The sequence below is a fragment of the Kribbella sp. NPDC048837 genome (assembly GCF_055586945.1).
The window spans coordinates 277,166-290,563 of sequence record NZ_JBVJHF010000003.1 but is presented as its reverse complement, the minus strand read 5'-3'; the positions used below and the strand labels follow the sequence as shown (position 1 = coordinate 290,563).

Here is a 13,398-nt window from a genome sequence, read left to right as displayed (position 1 = left end):
GATGAACGACCGGACCCTGCTCGCCCTGCTCTGCGGAGCGGTCGTCGGCGGCGCCGTACTGCTGCTGATCGTCGCGATCCGGGGCACCGAGCCGCGGGACGAGACGCCGTCGCTGTTCCAGCGCAACAACGCCGACGCCCGGAAGAACCTGATCCGGATCGGCGTCGGCATCGGCGTCGGCCTGCTCGTGCTGGTGGTGACCCGCTGGCTCGTGCTCGCCGTCGCCCTCGGGTTCCTGGCGGCGCTGGCCGACCGCTTCTTCGGCGGCACCGGTGAGGAACGCCGGGCGATCGAGCGGCTGGACGCACTGGCGACCTGGACCGAGGCGCTGCGCGACACCATCGCCGGCGCGGTCGGTCTGGAGCAGGCGATCCCGGCGACCGCGGTGAACGCGGCCCCGGCGATCAAGCCCGGCCTGAACCTGCTGGTCGACCGGCTGCGGATCCGTGAACCGTTGCCATCGGCATTGATGCGGTTCGCCGACGACCTGGACGACCCGTCGGCCGACCTGATCGTCGCGGCCCTGGTGCTGAACGCCCGGCTGCGCGGGCCCGGTCTGCGCGAGGTGCTCAGCGCCCTGGCGGACTCGGCCCGCGAGGAGCTCGACGTACGGCGGAAGGTCGCGGCCGAGCGCCGGTCGACCCGGCGCAGTGTGCAGGTGGTCGTCGCGATCACGCTGGTGATGGCAGCCGGGCTGGTGCTGTTCAACCCGACGTACATGCAGCCGTACACGAGCTTCGTCGGCCAGGTGGTGCTGGCGGTCGTGATCGCGCTGTACGCGCTCGGCCTGATCTGGCTGCGCCGGCTGGCGAAGATCGAGGTGCCCGAGCGGTTCCTGATCACCAGCGCCGGGCGGGCCCCGCGGATCGGCGAGGAGCGGATGGAGGTGGTGGACCGATGACGTGGGCGTTCATCACCGGCGGTCTCGTCGGCCTCGGCGCGTACCTGCTGGTCCGGATGTTCATCAAGCCGCAGGCCAACGTGCTGTCCACCATCGCCCGGATCGACGCCGGCCGCGGCGGGTACACCAGCGGCGCTACCACGAGCGCGGCCGGCGAGCGCGTGCTCGGCGGCGTGGACCGGGCCCGGGAGTCGCTCGGCCGCCGGCTCGAGCTGGAGGCGAACGCCCGGGGCTGGGCGTTCGGCAAGCTGCGCCGCGACCTCGCGGTGATGAACCAGCCGTTCGCCGCGATGCTCGCGACCAAGGTGTTCTTCGCCCTCGGCGCGATGATCTTCATCCCGATCGTGCTGTTCCTGTTCGGAATGCTCGGCCTCAGCGCGCCCGGCGCCAGCCCGGCGATCGTCACCCTGGCCGCGATGACACTGGCGTTCTTCCTGCCCGACCTGGCGTTGCGGCAGGAGGCGGAGAAGCGGCGGCGCGACTTCCGGCACGTGGTCGGCAGCTTCCTCGACCTGGTCGCGATGAACCTGGCCGGCGGCCGTGGTCTGCCCGAGGCGCTGATGACCGCGTCCACCATCGGCGACCACTGGGCGATGGCGCGGATCCGGCAGGCACTGGCGAACGCGCGGCTGATCGGCATCACGCCGTGGGACGCGATGGCCCGGCTCGGCGAGGACCTCGGCGTCGAGGAGCTGCGTGACCTGGCGTCCGCGCTGGCGCTGGCCGGCGACGAGGGTGCGAAGATCCGGGCCTCGCTGCTGGCCCGGGCGGCGTCGCTGCGGCGCAAGGAACTGGCCGACGTGGAAGGGAAGGCGGGGGAGCGGTCGCAGTCGATGCTGGTCGCGCAGCTCGTGATGATCGCCGCGTTCTTCCTGTTCCTGGCGTTCCCGGCGGCCATCGCGATCCTCGGAAGTTAGGCCGGACCGTGATCAGGGCAATGGATCCAACGCACGAAGTTGTCCGTCGTAGAGGGCATACTGAGGCCTGCTTCGGCCTCACGAATCGGAAGGCACTCGGATGAACTCGGAACTGCAGTTCTGGCGCGCGATGGCAAGCTACGCGGTGGCGCGGGCGCACGCGCAACGAGCCCGGGCACGCCAGGGCCGGACCCAGCTCGGCGCCTCCGCCCTGGAATGGGCCATCATCTCGGCGATCCTGGTCGCCGCCGCGCTGGCGATCGGCGTGGTCGTGAAGCGCGTCATCGACAAGCGCACCGGCGAGATCGGCGAAGGCTGACCGATACCGTCATGCCTGTCCGCCCCGGCTCTCCCGCTGACGCCGTACCGTCGCCGCTGCGCGCGCGCCGGTGCGGCGTCCGTCGTGGTTGCGGTCGGCATCGAAGACGGCGGTCGGAGCGCGGTGTCAGCTCGCTCGAGCTGGCCATCCTCGCGCCGGCGATCCTGGCGCTGATCTTCATGTCGATCCAGACCGCGCTCTGGTTGTACGGGCGGTCGGTGGCGCTGAACGCCGCGCAGGAAGGCGTCTCCCGGCTGCGGCTGGTCCAGCCGCCGGTCTACACCGAGGCGGTGGGGGAGAAGGTCCGCGCCGACATCGAGTCGTACGCGCAGCAGGTCGGCGGCACGTCGCTGCAGCACGCCAGCGTCCCGCCGCCGTCGTACAACAACCCCGAAGGCATGGTCTCCTTCACGGTCACCGGTGAAACGGTCTCGCTCGTCCCCGGCCTGACGCTGAAGGTGAGCCGCACCGCCACCGGACCGATCGAGCAGTTCGAGGCCGACGACAAGTGAGCCGGGAGATGACGCGGAGACTGGGGATCCGTCGCACCGTCGCGCGACGTCCGCGGCGGCGCGAGCGCGGCGCGCTGGCGCTCGAGCTGGCGATCCTCGCGCCGGTGCTGCTGGTGCTGTTCATGTTCCTGCTCGCCTGCGGCCGCTACTTCCAGACGTCCTCGCTGCTGGAGAGCGCGGCCCGCGACGGCGCCCGCTCGGCCAGCCAGTCGCGGTCGCTGGCCGAGGCGCAGGGCCGGGTCGACGAGGCGGTCACGAACACGATGAGCCAGGCGGTCAAGTCCTGCCAGGAAACGGCCTCCGGGACCATCACCACGGCGTTCGTCGCCGGTACGCCGCTGTCCGTCGAGGTCACCTGCACGATCAACTACCGCGACCTGGGCCTGCTCGGTCTCGGCGGCGACACCACGATCACCAAGCGGTTCACCTCGTCCCTCGACCCGTACCGGGGAGTCCGCGATGGCTCCTGAACAGCACCGGTCCCGGCTCGTCGAGTTCTTCCGGATCGATGCCCCCGGCAATCATCGGCTCGTTCCCGGCCGCGGCGCGCTCAGCCCCGCGGTGGCGATCCTCGCGGTGATGATCTTCACCCTGGCCGGCCTGGTGATCGACGGCGGCCGCCAGCTCGGCGCCCGCTCCCGCGCGGTCGGGTACGCCCAGGAGGCGGCCCGGGTCGGCGCGGCCGCCATCCAGCTGAACAGTGCCGAGGCCAAGATCGACACCGCCAAGGCCGCGACCGCGATCGCCGCCTTCTGCGCCCAGGTCGTGTCCAACGACCCGGCCGTCACGGCCTGCGCGCCCACCACGCTGACCGAGAAAGAGGTCGACATCTCGGTCTCGATCGCCAACAAGACCACGTTCCTCGGCCTGATCGGCAAACAATCCCTGAAAGCCTCCGGCACCGGGCAAGCCCACCCCGAACAAGGCATCAACAAGGCCGACGACAGCCCCACCATCCCGCCGATCGTGGTGAACCCGACCACCGACGGCCCCGGCGCGCCGACCGGTACGGCGATGCCGCCGACCATCGACCTCCCGTGCCCGACCTGGACCATCGGCTCGCCCACCCCGGTCTGGACGCTGACGCCGTTCCCGTTCCCGGCCACCTGCTCGCCGACCGTGACCCCGACACCGGACCCGTCGTCGACGCCACCCGGGAGCCCGCCGGTCACGCCGCCCACCTCCACCCCGCCCAGCCGCTAGAGACCGAAGGAATGTCATCCGTGCGTAGGTTCGCTCTCCCCGCCGCGGCACTGGCCGGCGTCCTCCTCCTGTCCTCCTGCGGCGGCAAGGACTCCACCGACGGCGGCCTACCGGTGCCGGCCGGCGGCGACTCCAGCACGACAACCTCCAGCACACCGTCCTCCAGCACGCCGTCCACCAGCGAGACCTCGAAGCCGGCCACGACGGCCGAACCCACCGCGCAACCCAAGTCACAAATCATCATCAAGGCAGGGAACTTCGAGTCCAATGACGCCGTCCAAGGCCTCGTGAGCAGCTACCCGCTGTACTTCCAGGCACTGGTGTCGAAGGACGACACGGTGCTGAAGAAGCGGTTCCCGTCGTTCTTCTACGCCGACGTGTCCGAGGGGATTGTGGATGCCAAGCGCAACGGATGGGTGATGCGCCCGCCGGGCAGCGTGGTCGTCGTCGGCGTACAGAATCAGCCGGACGGCACTGTCCGGGTGAAGACGTGCCGCTCACAGACCACGGAGTACTGGGACCCGAAGGCGAAGAAGTGGACCGTGGTAGCGCCGAAGGGCTCGCCCGAGGTGATCGAGATGATCAAGACCGGCATCGGCTGGCTGCCGTACCGGCTGGCACCGACGACCGGCGTGAACTGCTCACGGGTGCACTATCCGGCTTAGATCGGAACGCGGAATTCATGTTCCGAACAGGTGACGGGGCCTTGAGCAACGGGCATGATGCCCCTGGTCGAAGATAATCTGCCGGGTAGCCGAGTCTGGGGAGTGAGGATGCAGAACCGAGTAGGCCGCACACTGCTCGTCCTGAGCGCGGTACTCGCACTACTCACGATCGGCCCCGCCACCACGGCCACCGCGGACACGATCCAGACCGGCACCTCGGTCTGCAGCATGTACGTGAACTCCGTGGGCTTCGGCGCGTACTGCAGCAACGGCTCGCCCTATCTGGGTGGTCCGTTGCCGCCACCACCCACGTGGCGGGAGCGGCTGGACGGCAAGCCGTTCATTCCGTGCCGCGACTTCGACATCCCGAACGGCATCCGGCTCCCGAAGGCGCCGGAGGGCAAGAAGTGGGTGCTCCGGATCACGATCACCGACTACAAACTCGACACGTACGACGGTGGTCCGGCCGCCCACCTGGAGCGCGTCTACGTTCCGGTGAGCCCCGCGGAGGAGGCGCAGTGCCCGTTTCCGCCGTACATGGTGCCCTTCTGGCACGAGTTCAGGAGCAACTATCCGCCGCCGGCGCTGGTGGTCATGCCGACGTTCACGCCCCGGGTCAACGTGCCCGCCTTCTTCTCCCTGACCACGGAGAGCTCGAGGGCGGGGGCCGACGAGAAGGACCCGGGCAAGCTCAGCGGGTACATCGACCCGAAGCACAACCTGACGATGCGCGGCCAGATCGTCGAGATGACGGTCGATCCCGGGGACGGGAGCAAGCCGTTCAAGTGTCTGATGGGTGTCACGCCGGAGGACGATCCGGACGGGTACGACGAGACCCAGGACCCGTTCCACCAGATGAACACGTGCAAGCACACCTACCAGCGGTCCAGCGCGAACCAGCCGGACAGCATGTACACGGTGAAGCTCACCATGACGTGGGAGGTTTTCTACTGGGTCGGTAAGGATGCCGGCGGGTGGCATTCGATCGGCACAGCGGACGTGACGGCTGTGCAGCGACTGCCTGTCCAGGAAGCGCAGGCCATTGGTGGCTGATGGTGGGGGTATGGAGGAGCGATGGTAAGGACGAATGAGCCGGTGCGGGCGGCGCGGTTGCCGCAGCGGCGGGCGGGGAGTCCGGGTGCGGACCGGCTGAAGGGGTTCGTCGCGCTGCTCGCGATCCTGGCGATCGTCGGCGGTGTCCCGTACGTCCTGCTGCGCTACTTCGGTACGCCGTGGCCGGACACGATGCCGAGCCGCGACATGCTGTTCAGCGAGCTGAGCATCGAGACCGTGCTCGGCATCATCGCGTTCTTCATCTGGATCGCCTGGCTGCACTTCGTCATCTGCCTGATCGCGGAGGCGGTGGCGGAGATCCGCGGCCACGGCCTCTCGCCGCGCATTCCGTTCGGCGGCGGCTCGCAAACGCTGGCCCGCCGGCTGATCGGCACCGTCGTACTTATTGCGGCCGGAGCGGGCGTCAGCCTGCCGGTGGCCAGCGCGGTGACGACGAGCGGTGTCGCGCCGACCTCGGTGACCGTCACCCAGGGCGGTGAGCAGGGTTCGACGGCGCAGTTCCGTCAGACCGAGGCGCGCAGCAGCGTGCTCAGCGGCAACCAGACCCAGACCACCACGCACACGGGCGTCCGGACGAACAGCGACGACAAGGGCACGGTGATCAAGTACACCGAGGTCAAGCCGCCGCAGGGCCGGAACTACGACTGCCTGTGGGACATCGCCGAGCGGTACCTGGGCGAAGGCCGGCGGTACAAGGAGATCTACGACCTCAACAAGAACAAGCTGCAGCCCGACGGCCGCCGACTGAACAACCCGGACCTGATCCTGCCGGGCTGGCAGGTGCGCCTGCCAGCGGACGCCAAGGGCCCGGGTGTGCACACGGTGCGCGTCAACATCGACGACCACACCAACACGAGGCTGACCACGGGCGCCAAGGTCGCCACCGGCACCAAGGTCACGACGGAGACCAGGACGACTGGGACCAAGACGTCGACGACCGGTTCCAAGGTCACCACCGGCGGCAAGGTGGCGACGGGCTCGGGGACGACGACCGAGACCAGGACGACGCCCGGCGCGGGCAGCCGCTGGTCGGAGCAGGGCGAGGAGTCCGGCTCGACGGTCACTATCGGCAGCGCGAAGAACGACCCGGGTGCGAAGAACGTTAAGCCGGGCGAGCCCGGCATCACGGTCGGCCCGCACGGTCCGGGTACGGCGAACTCCGAGCCGGGCGACCCGGCCGCCGGTGGCACGCAGGTGCCCGTCGCCGTCCCGGTCGCGACCGGCGACGACGGCTTCAGCCTGAAGGACGCCGGCATCTACGGCTTCGGCGCGACGCTGCTCGCGGCCGGTCTGGCGCTGGCGCTGAAGCGGCGCCGCGGCTGGGCGCTGGGTCCGGGTCCGAAGGCAGCCGGCCACCGGAACACCGAGGTCGGTCTCCGGCTGGCGTCCGACATCCCGACCGCGCAGTTCGTCGACAACGCGCTGCGCAAGCTCGGCGCGGACATGACCCAGGCAGAGCGGCCGATGCCGAAGGTCGTCGCCGCGCTCGTGACGGACCGCGCGCTGACGCTCGTGCTCGACCCGTACGGCGCGCAGCCCGCTCCGCCCGGTCCGTGGCAGGCGATTGCCGAGGGCACCCGGTGGACGCTGCGCCGTGGGTACGCCCCGACCGGTGAGGTCAACGCGCCCGCGCCGTACCCGACGCTGGTCACGATCGGTCAGAACGCCGACGGCGCGACCGTGCTGGTCGACCTCGACACCGCGAACGGCATCGTCAGCTTCGGCGGGGTGAACAACCCGTCTCGTGACGTGGTCGGTTCGCTCGCGGTCGAGCTGGCGACGAACCTGTGGTCCGAGGGTGCGCACATCAGCATGGTCGGGTTCGGTGACGACCTGTCCTCGCTGGCGCCGAGCCGGCTGAGCTACTGGGTCCGGCTCGACGACGCGATCGCCGAGGTGACTCGTCGGACCGACGCCCAGGTGCAGGCCTGTGCGCGGCGGGAGCTGAGTTCGGTCGACGAGGCCCGGATGGCCTTCCCCGACCCGGTGCTGTGGGGTGCGGAGATCATCTTCGTGTCCGCGCCGCCGTCGCCGGAGGAGCAGGACCAGCTGAACCGGCTGGCCGCGGACCAGCAGCGCAGCATCGCGGTGGTCGTGGTCGGCGACGTGATCAGCTCGCCGTGGCGGTTCGTGGTGGACGAGAAGAACCAGGCGGTCTGCCGGCTGCTCGGGCTCGAGGTCGATGCCCACAGCATCGACCCGGAGCAGTTCGCGGACCTGGTCGCGCTCTTCGACGCGGCCGAGTTCGACGCGCGGGACAAGCGCCGGGCCGAGCAGAACATGCCGGCGTACGAGTTCTCCGCCACCGACCTCAGCCAGCCGGCACCGGTCGAGGTCGACCTGCTCGGAGCGGTCGAGGTGGATGCCCGCGGCACCATCGACGAGGGCCGGATCGCGCTGTCGACGGAGATCATCGCGTTCCTGTCCAGCCAGGACTACGGAGTCCACCCGAACGTGCTGGCCGGTGCGATCTGGCCGCGCGGCATCAGCGAGGAACTGCGCGACGCCGCGCTGGAGCACACCCGCCGCTGGGTCGGCGTGGACGCGATGTACGCCGACGAGTCCGGTCGCTGGATGCTGAACCGCAGCATCGTCCGGGTCGACTGGGACGTGTTCCGCACGCTGGCGAAGCAGGCGACGATGATGGACGACCCGCGCGGGCCGCTCTCGACGGCGCTCAGCCTGGTGCACGGGCCGGCCTGGTCCAACCTGCCGGCCGGCCGCTACTCCTGGCTCGCTGCCTCGGGCATCGAACGCCGGATGGTGGAGGCCGTCGTCGACGCCGCGCTGCGGCTCGCCGAGGCGTCCCTCAACCACAACGACGGCAACCTGGCCCGCACGTCCCTCCAGACCGGCCTGAGCTTCTCGCCGGCCTCGGAGGAACTCTGGCGAGCCACGCTCCGCCTCGCGTCGCACTTCGGCACCACCGCCGACGTCACCAACGTCGCCGGCCAGATGTACGCCGCCCTCGCCAAACACGGCGCCCCCCGCGGCCCCGAAGCCGAGACGGACGCCTTGGTCGACGAGTTGCTCCCGGGCTACCACCGGCCGGCCGCAGTCGCCTGAGCCTGACCAACAGAAACCGCCCTGCACTTCGGTGCAGGGCGGTTTCCGTTGAGCCGAGCGGGGTCAGAGCGTGGAGGCGGACCAGGTGTCGCACCTGGTCATGTCGCCGGACTCCATGCCTCTGGTGAACCAGCGCATGCGCTGTTCGGCGGTGCCGTGGCTGAAGCTTTCCGGGGTGACCTGGCCCTGGGTCTTGGACTGGATGCGGTCGTCGCCGACCGCGGCGGCGGCGTCGAGGCCGCGGGCGATGTCGTCCTGGGAGAGCTCGGTGATGAGCGGTTGGCCGCTCTTGTCCGGGACGGTGGTGGCGTGGTTGGTCCAGATGCCGGCCAGGCAGTCGGCCTGGAGCTCGGACCGAACCGAGTCTGAGGTGGGGCCGTTGCGGGTCTTGATCCGGCCGAGGATGCCGTACAGGTTCTGCACGTGGTGGCCGTACTCGTGGGCGACGACGTACGCCTCGGCGAACTCACCGCCCCTGGCGCCCAGGTCGGTCTGCAGGGTCTTGAAGAACCCGATGTCCAGGTACACCCGCTTGTCGGGCGGGCAGTAGAACGGCCCGACCGCGCTGGTCGCCGGGCCGCAGCCGGTGTTGACCGAGCCCTCGAACACTCGCATCGCCGCCGGGGTGTACTTCTTCCCGCGCCGGGGGAGTTCGCTGGCCCAGAAGCTCTGGATCGAGTTCTGGTAGAAGACGAACCGGCAGTCCTGGTTGTTCTGCAGGTCCGTGCCCTTCTTGCAGGAGTCGAGGTTGCCGGCCGCGGTGTTGCGGACGGCCGGCTCGTCGCTGCCGGTGCCGCCGGGCAGACCGCCGTTCAGCAGCAGGATGACGACCAGCAGGATGATGCCGCCGATACCGCCGCCCACCGGGATCATCCCGCCGGGCAGTCCGCCACCGCCTCCACCACTGCCGCGGGTGTCCTCGACACCGCTGGTGTCGAGATCCGCGTCCGGATTGAATTTCACAGCACTTAGACTAGACCTGAGTGCGGGGGATTCTGCCGTGTCGTGACGCTGCGCCGCCGACCCGCCACTGACCGAGCGACCCCGGACCCTGAGGACACCTGCCACCGCGATGATCACTGTCTCCAATCTCGAGGTTCGCGTGGGTGCCCGCCAGTTGCTCGCGCCCGCCTCGTTCCGGGTCGGCCCGGGCGACAAGGTCGGGCTGGTCGGCCGCAACGGCGCCGGCAAGACGACACTGACCAAGATCCTGGCCGGTGAGGGCCTGCCGGCCAGCGGCTCGGTCTCGTCCTCCGGTGAGATCGGCTACCTGCCGCAGGACCCGCGCACCGGCGACCTGGAGATCCTCGCGCGCGACCGGATCCTGTCCGCGCGCGGCCTGGACGACGTCGTACGCCGGCTGCGCAGCGCCGAGAAGTCGATGGCCAGCGCCGACGACAAGACCCGCGCCAAGGGCATGCGGCGGTACGAGCGCGCCGAGGCCGACCTGCACGCCGCCGGTGGGTACGCCGCCGAGGCCGAGGCGGCCCGGATCGCGGCGAACCTCGGCCTGCCCGACCGCGTCCTCGGCCAGCCGCTGGGCACGCTGTCGGGTGGTCAGCGCCGCCGGGTCGAGCTGGCCCGGATCCTGTTCGCCCAGGCCGAGACGCTGCTGCTGGACGAGCCGACCAACCACCTGGACGCCGACTCGATCATCTGGCTGCGCGACTTCCTGAAGACGTACCCCGGTGGCGTGATCATGATCAGCCACGACGTGAACCTGCTCGAGGAGACCGTCACCCGGGTCTTCCACCTGGACGCGAACCGGGCCGAGATCGACATCTACAACGTCGGCTGGAAGGCGTACCTGACCCAGCGGGAGACCGACGAGCGGCGTCGCAAGCGCGAGCGGGCGAACGCGGAGAAGAAGGCGACCCAGCTGGTCGACCAGGCGAACAAGATGCGCGCCAAGGCGACCAAGGCGGCCGCGGCCCAGCAGATGCTGCGCCGGGCCGAGCGGTTGATGTCGTCGCTCGAGGACGAGCGCAAGCAGGACCGCGTGGCGAAGATCGCGTTCCCGACGCCGGCGCCCTGCGGCAAGACGCCGTTGATGGCCCGCGAGCTGTCCAAGTCGTACGGCTCGCTGGAGATCTTCACCGACGTCGACCTCGCGATCGACAAGGGCTCGCGGGTCGTCGTACTCGGCCTCAACGGCGCGGGGAAGACCACGCTGCTGCGAGTGCTGTCCGGGATCGAGAAGTCCGACACCGGCGAGGTGATCGACGGCCACGGCCTCAAACTCGGGTACTACGCGCAGGAGCACGAAACGCTCGACGTCAACCGGACCGTGCTCGAGAACATGAAGTCGGCCGCCCCGGATCTGAACGAGACCCAGGCTCGCAGCGTGCTCGGCTCGTTCCTGTTCACCGGCGACGACTCGGACAAGCCGGCCCGGGTGCTGTCGGGTGGCGAGAAGACCCGGCTCGCTCTGGCCACGCTGGTCGTGTCCGCGGCCAACGTGCTTCTGCTCGACGAGCCGACCAACAACCTGGACCCGGCCTCCCGGGCCGAGGTGCTGAACGCGATCCGCTCGTACACCGGTGCGATCGTGCTGGTCACCCACGACGAGGGCGCGGTCGAGGCGCTCGAGCCGGAGCGTGTCCTGCTCCTGCCGGACGGCGTCGAGGACCTCTGGTCGCCCGACTACGCGGACCTGGTCTCGCTAGCCTGACCTACTCCGCAGTAATGTTTCCGCCATGACGGAACTCGGGCTGCGGTTTTCAGTGGACGGACCGGTCGCGCGCGTGGTGCTGGACCGGCCGGAGGTGCGGAACGCGCAGACTCCGGGGATGTGGCGAGCGCTCGCCGAGTTCGGTACGGCGCTGCCGTCCGACGTCCGCGTGGTGATCGTGTCGGGGGAGGGGCCGTCGTTCTCGGCCGGCCTCGACCGGCGGCTCATGATGGGCGAGAACGACCAGGGCGAGGAGCCGCTGCTCTCGCTCGGGGCGAAGCCGACCGCCGAGGTGTACGAGCTGATCGCCACCTTCCAGGCCGGCTTCTCCTGGCTCCGGCGGCCGGAGATCATCAGCATCGCGGCGGTTCAGGGGCACGCCGTCGGTGCGGGCTTCCAGCTGGCGCTGGCGTGTGACCTCCGGGTGGTGACCCCGGACGCGCGCTTCAGCATGCGCGAGCCGTCGCTGGGGCTGGTGCCCGATCTCGGTGGCACGCAGCCCCTGGTTCAGCTGGTCGGGTACTCGCGGGCGCTGGAGATCTGCGCGACCACTCGCTGGGTCGAAGCGGCCGAGGCGAAGGAGATCGGCCTGGCGAACATCGTCGTACCCGCCGAGGAGCTCGAGGCGACGGTGAAGGATCTGTCCGACGCGCTGCTCGGACCGCTCCCCGGCGCGATCCGCGAGACCAAGGCGTTGCTCCTCGGTGCCGCGGATCGCTCGTACGCCGACCAGCTCAAGGCCGAGCGAGAGGCCCAGGAGCGCCGGTTGAAGGAGCTCCTGGCCGCCTTCGGCTAGGGCCAGTTGCTGATCTGTACGTCGTTCGGCGAGGGGTCGCCCTTGCCGGTCTCGACGTACTTCTTCAGGCTCAGCAGGAAGCTCGCCCACTTGGTGCTGCAGTGGGACATGAACTCGACCGGCTCCTTCCAGCCCGCGTGCTTGAAGAGGACGATCGTGTAGTCGTCGACCTTCGAGAGCTTGAAGCCGACGTGGGTCCCGATCCACTCCTCGGGGCCGTCGACGACCTCCCAGCGGACGAACTCGCCGGGCTTCGTCTCCAGGACCTTCATGTCGAAGCCTTCACCGCCCGCGCCGGCGAAGCGGAACTGGATCACTCCGTCGACGTCGGTGTCGCCCTTGGTGTCCTCGGTCCACCAGCCGGCCAGGCCGTCGATCGTGGTGAGTGCCGCGGACGTGTCCTCGGGGGACGCGATGACGCCGACTCTGTGCAGGATGTCGTACATAGGAATAGCCCTTCTCAGTTGTCGCGGTTGCGCTGGATGGTCTCGGCGATCCGCTTGATGCGCTGCAGTCGCCGGTCCCAGCTCTCGCTGACGTTCGCCATCTGGGCGATCGCGCGCTCGAGCTGCGCCTCGTCCACGGTGTAGCGGCGTTCGCGTCCGGCCGGCGTGCCATGAACCAGCCCGGCCCGGTCGAGTACGGCGAGATGTTTGGCGACCGCCTGCCGGGTGACCGGCAGGTGATCGCTGAGACTGGTCGCGGTGCCGCCGCCATTCGCGAGCAGGAGATCGAGCATCCGCCGCCGGGTCGGATCTCCGACCGCCGACCAGAGCTCGTCGTCGATCACGGCGTGGACACCAGCCGGTCGACGTACGGCGGGAGCCGGGGGAGGAAGTAGTCCCAGCCGCTGACGTGGTCGTGATAGACCTCGTCGGGCTTCGCGGCCTCCTCGTACCCGGTCTCGGCGAACCGCAGCAGCGTGCCGCCGTCGGACGGGATCAGGTCGAACGTCACCAGCACCGAGTTCGCCGCGGTGGCGACCTCGCCGTCGTAGTCCCACCGGAACGAGAACCGCCGGGGCGGGTCGGCCTCGACGACGGTCAGTGGCACGACCATGGTGTCCGATCCTTGCTTGAACGAGACCGTCCCGGTCGCTCCCGGTACGGCGTCGAGCTCGGCGTCGTCGGGCCACCACTCGCGCAGGTGCTCCGGCGAGCTGACCACCTCGTAGACGACCTCCGGTGAGGCCTCCACCCGAATCTCCCGCTCGATGCTCCGCGCCATTCCGCTCACCCATCCCTTTCGCAACCTTTGGTTGCCTATGACTGTAG

At 69.7% G+C, this 13,398-nt stretch carries 15 protein-coding genes; 11 read left to right on the top strand and 4 right to left on the bottom strand.

What is annotated here, in order from left to right:
* The first annotated feature begins 1 nt into the window (after position 1).
* The 9 genes from ACZ6O0_RS17010 to ACZ6O0_RS16970 all read left to right on the top strand — a co-directional run bounded on the left by ACZ6O0_RS17010 (position 2) and on the right by ACZ6O0_RS16970 (position 8,657).
* Positions 2-901, top strand: coding sequence for a type II secretion system F family protein (locus ACZ6O0_RS17010; RefSeq protein WP_465765851.1), 900 nt, complete (start codon positions 2-4; stop codon positions 899-901).
* Positions 898-1,818 carry a type II secretion system F family protein gene (locus ACZ6O0_RS17005; RefSeq protein ID WP_465765850.1) on the top strand — a complete coding sequence of 307 codons (921 nt, stop codon included), beginning with the start codon at positions 898-900 and terminating at the stop codon, positions 1,816-1,818. Before ACZ6O0_RS17010 ends, ACZ6O0_RS17005 begins: the two co-directional genes overlap by 4 nt.
* Positions 1,819-1,918: 100 nt before the next feature.
* A complete protein-coding gene (locus tag ACZ6O0_RS17000) occupies positions 1,919-2,137 on the top strand; it encodes a hypothetical protein (RefSeq protein ID WP_360372068.1) in 219 nt (72 codons plus the stop codon).
* Positions 2,138-2,148: 11 nt separating this feature from the next.
* Positions 2,149-2,649: a TadE family protein gene (locus ACZ6O0_RS16995; protein ID WP_465765849.1), complete on the top strand. Its 501-nt coding sequence runs from the start codon at positions 2,149-2,151 to the stop codon at positions 2,647-2,649.
* An 8-nt stretch (positions 2,650-2,657) separates the two neighbouring features.
* Positions 2,658-3,119, top strand: a complete 462-nt coding sequence (locus ACZ6O0_RS16990) for a TadE/TadG family type IV pilus assembly protein (RefSeq protein ID WP_465765848.1) — start codon at positions 2,658-2,660, stop codon at positions 3,117-3,119.
* Positions 3,109-3,852 (top strand): TadE/TadG family type IV pilus assembly protein, encoded by a 744-nt coding sequence (locus ACZ6O0_RS16985; RefSeq protein ID WP_465765847.1) that lies wholly within the window; start codon positions 3,109-3,111, stop codon positions 3,850-3,852. The genes ACZ6O0_RS16990 and ACZ6O0_RS16985 overlap by 11 nt, the downstream gene beginning before the upstream one ends.
* Positions 3,853-3,872: 20 nt before the next feature.
* Complete coding sequence (locus ACZ6O0_RS16980) at positions 3,873-4,517, top strand: hypothetical protein (protein ID WP_465765846.1); 645 nt, start codon at positions 3,873-3,875, stop codon at positions 4,515-4,517.
* A 108-nt stretch (positions 4,518-4,625) separates the two neighbouring features.
* Positions 4,626-5,570, top strand: a complete 945-nt coding sequence (locus ACZ6O0_RS16975) for a hypothetical protein (RefSeq protein WP_465765845.1) — start codon at positions 4,626-4,628, stop codon at positions 5,568-5,570.
* Positions 5,571-5,591: 21 nt separating this feature from the next.
* Complete coding sequence (locus tag ACZ6O0_RS16970; protein ID WP_465765844.1) at positions 5,592-8,657, top strand: hypothetical protein; 3,066 nt, start codon at positions 5,592-5,594, stop codon at positions 8,655-8,657.
* 63 nt (positions 8,658-8,720) lie between these two features.
* Here ACZ6O0_RS16970 and ypfJ read toward each other — a convergent pair whose 3' ends face one another.
* Positions 8,721-9,620: a KPN_02809 family neutral zinc metallopeptidase gene (ypfJ, locus tag ACZ6O0_RS16965; protein ID WP_465765843.1), complete on the bottom strand. Its 900-nt coding sequence runs from the start codon at positions 9,618-9,620 to the stop codon at positions 8,721-8,723.
* A 109-nt stretch (positions 9,621-9,729) separates the two neighbouring features.
* On the opposite strand from ypfJ, the gene abc-f reads away from it, so the two are divergent.
* Both abc-f and ACZ6O0_RS16955 read left to right on the top strand, forming a co-directional pair.
* Positions 9,730-11,328, top strand: coding sequence for a ribosomal protection-like ABC-F family protein (gene abc-f / locus ACZ6O0_RS16960; RefSeq protein WP_465765842.1), 1,599 nt, complete (start codon positions 9,730-9,732; stop codon positions 11,326-11,328).
* A gap of 25 nt (positions 11,329-11,353) precedes the next feature.
* Positions 11,354-12,124 carry an enoyl-CoA hydratase/isomerase family protein gene (locus ACZ6O0_RS16955; RefSeq protein WP_465765841.1) on the top strand — a complete coding sequence of 257 codons (771 nt, stop codon included), beginning with the start codon at positions 11,354-11,356 and terminating at the stop codon, positions 12,122-12,124.
* Here ACZ6O0_RS16955 and ACZ6O0_RS16950 read toward each other — a convergent pair.
* The 3 genes from ACZ6O0_RS16950 to ACZ6O0_RS16940 are packed head-to-tail and all read right to left on the bottom strand — an operon-like array spanning position 12,121 to position 13,351.
* The gene (locus ACZ6O0_RS16950) at positions 12,121-12,570 is read right to left on the bottom strand and encodes an SRPBCC family protein (protein WP_465765840.1); all 450 of its coding nucleotides are present in this window, start codon (positions 12,568-12,570) and stop codon (positions 12,121-12,123) included. The genes ACZ6O0_RS16955 and ACZ6O0_RS16950 overlap by 4 nt on opposite strands.
* Positions 12,571-12,584: 14 nt before the next feature.
* A complete protein-coding gene (locus tag ACZ6O0_RS16945) occupies positions 12,585-12,914 on the bottom strand; it encodes an ArsR/SmtB family transcription factor (RefSeq protein ID WP_360372101.1) in 330 nt (109 codons plus the stop codon).
* Positions 12,911-13,351, bottom strand: coding sequence for an SRPBCC domain-containing protein (locus tag ACZ6O0_RS16940; protein WP_465765839.1), 441 nt, complete (start codon positions 13,349-13,351; stop codon positions 12,911-12,913). The genes ACZ6O0_RS16945 and ACZ6O0_RS16940 overlap by 4 nt, the downstream gene beginning before the upstream one ends.
* Positions 13,352-13,398: the final 47 nt, after the last annotated feature.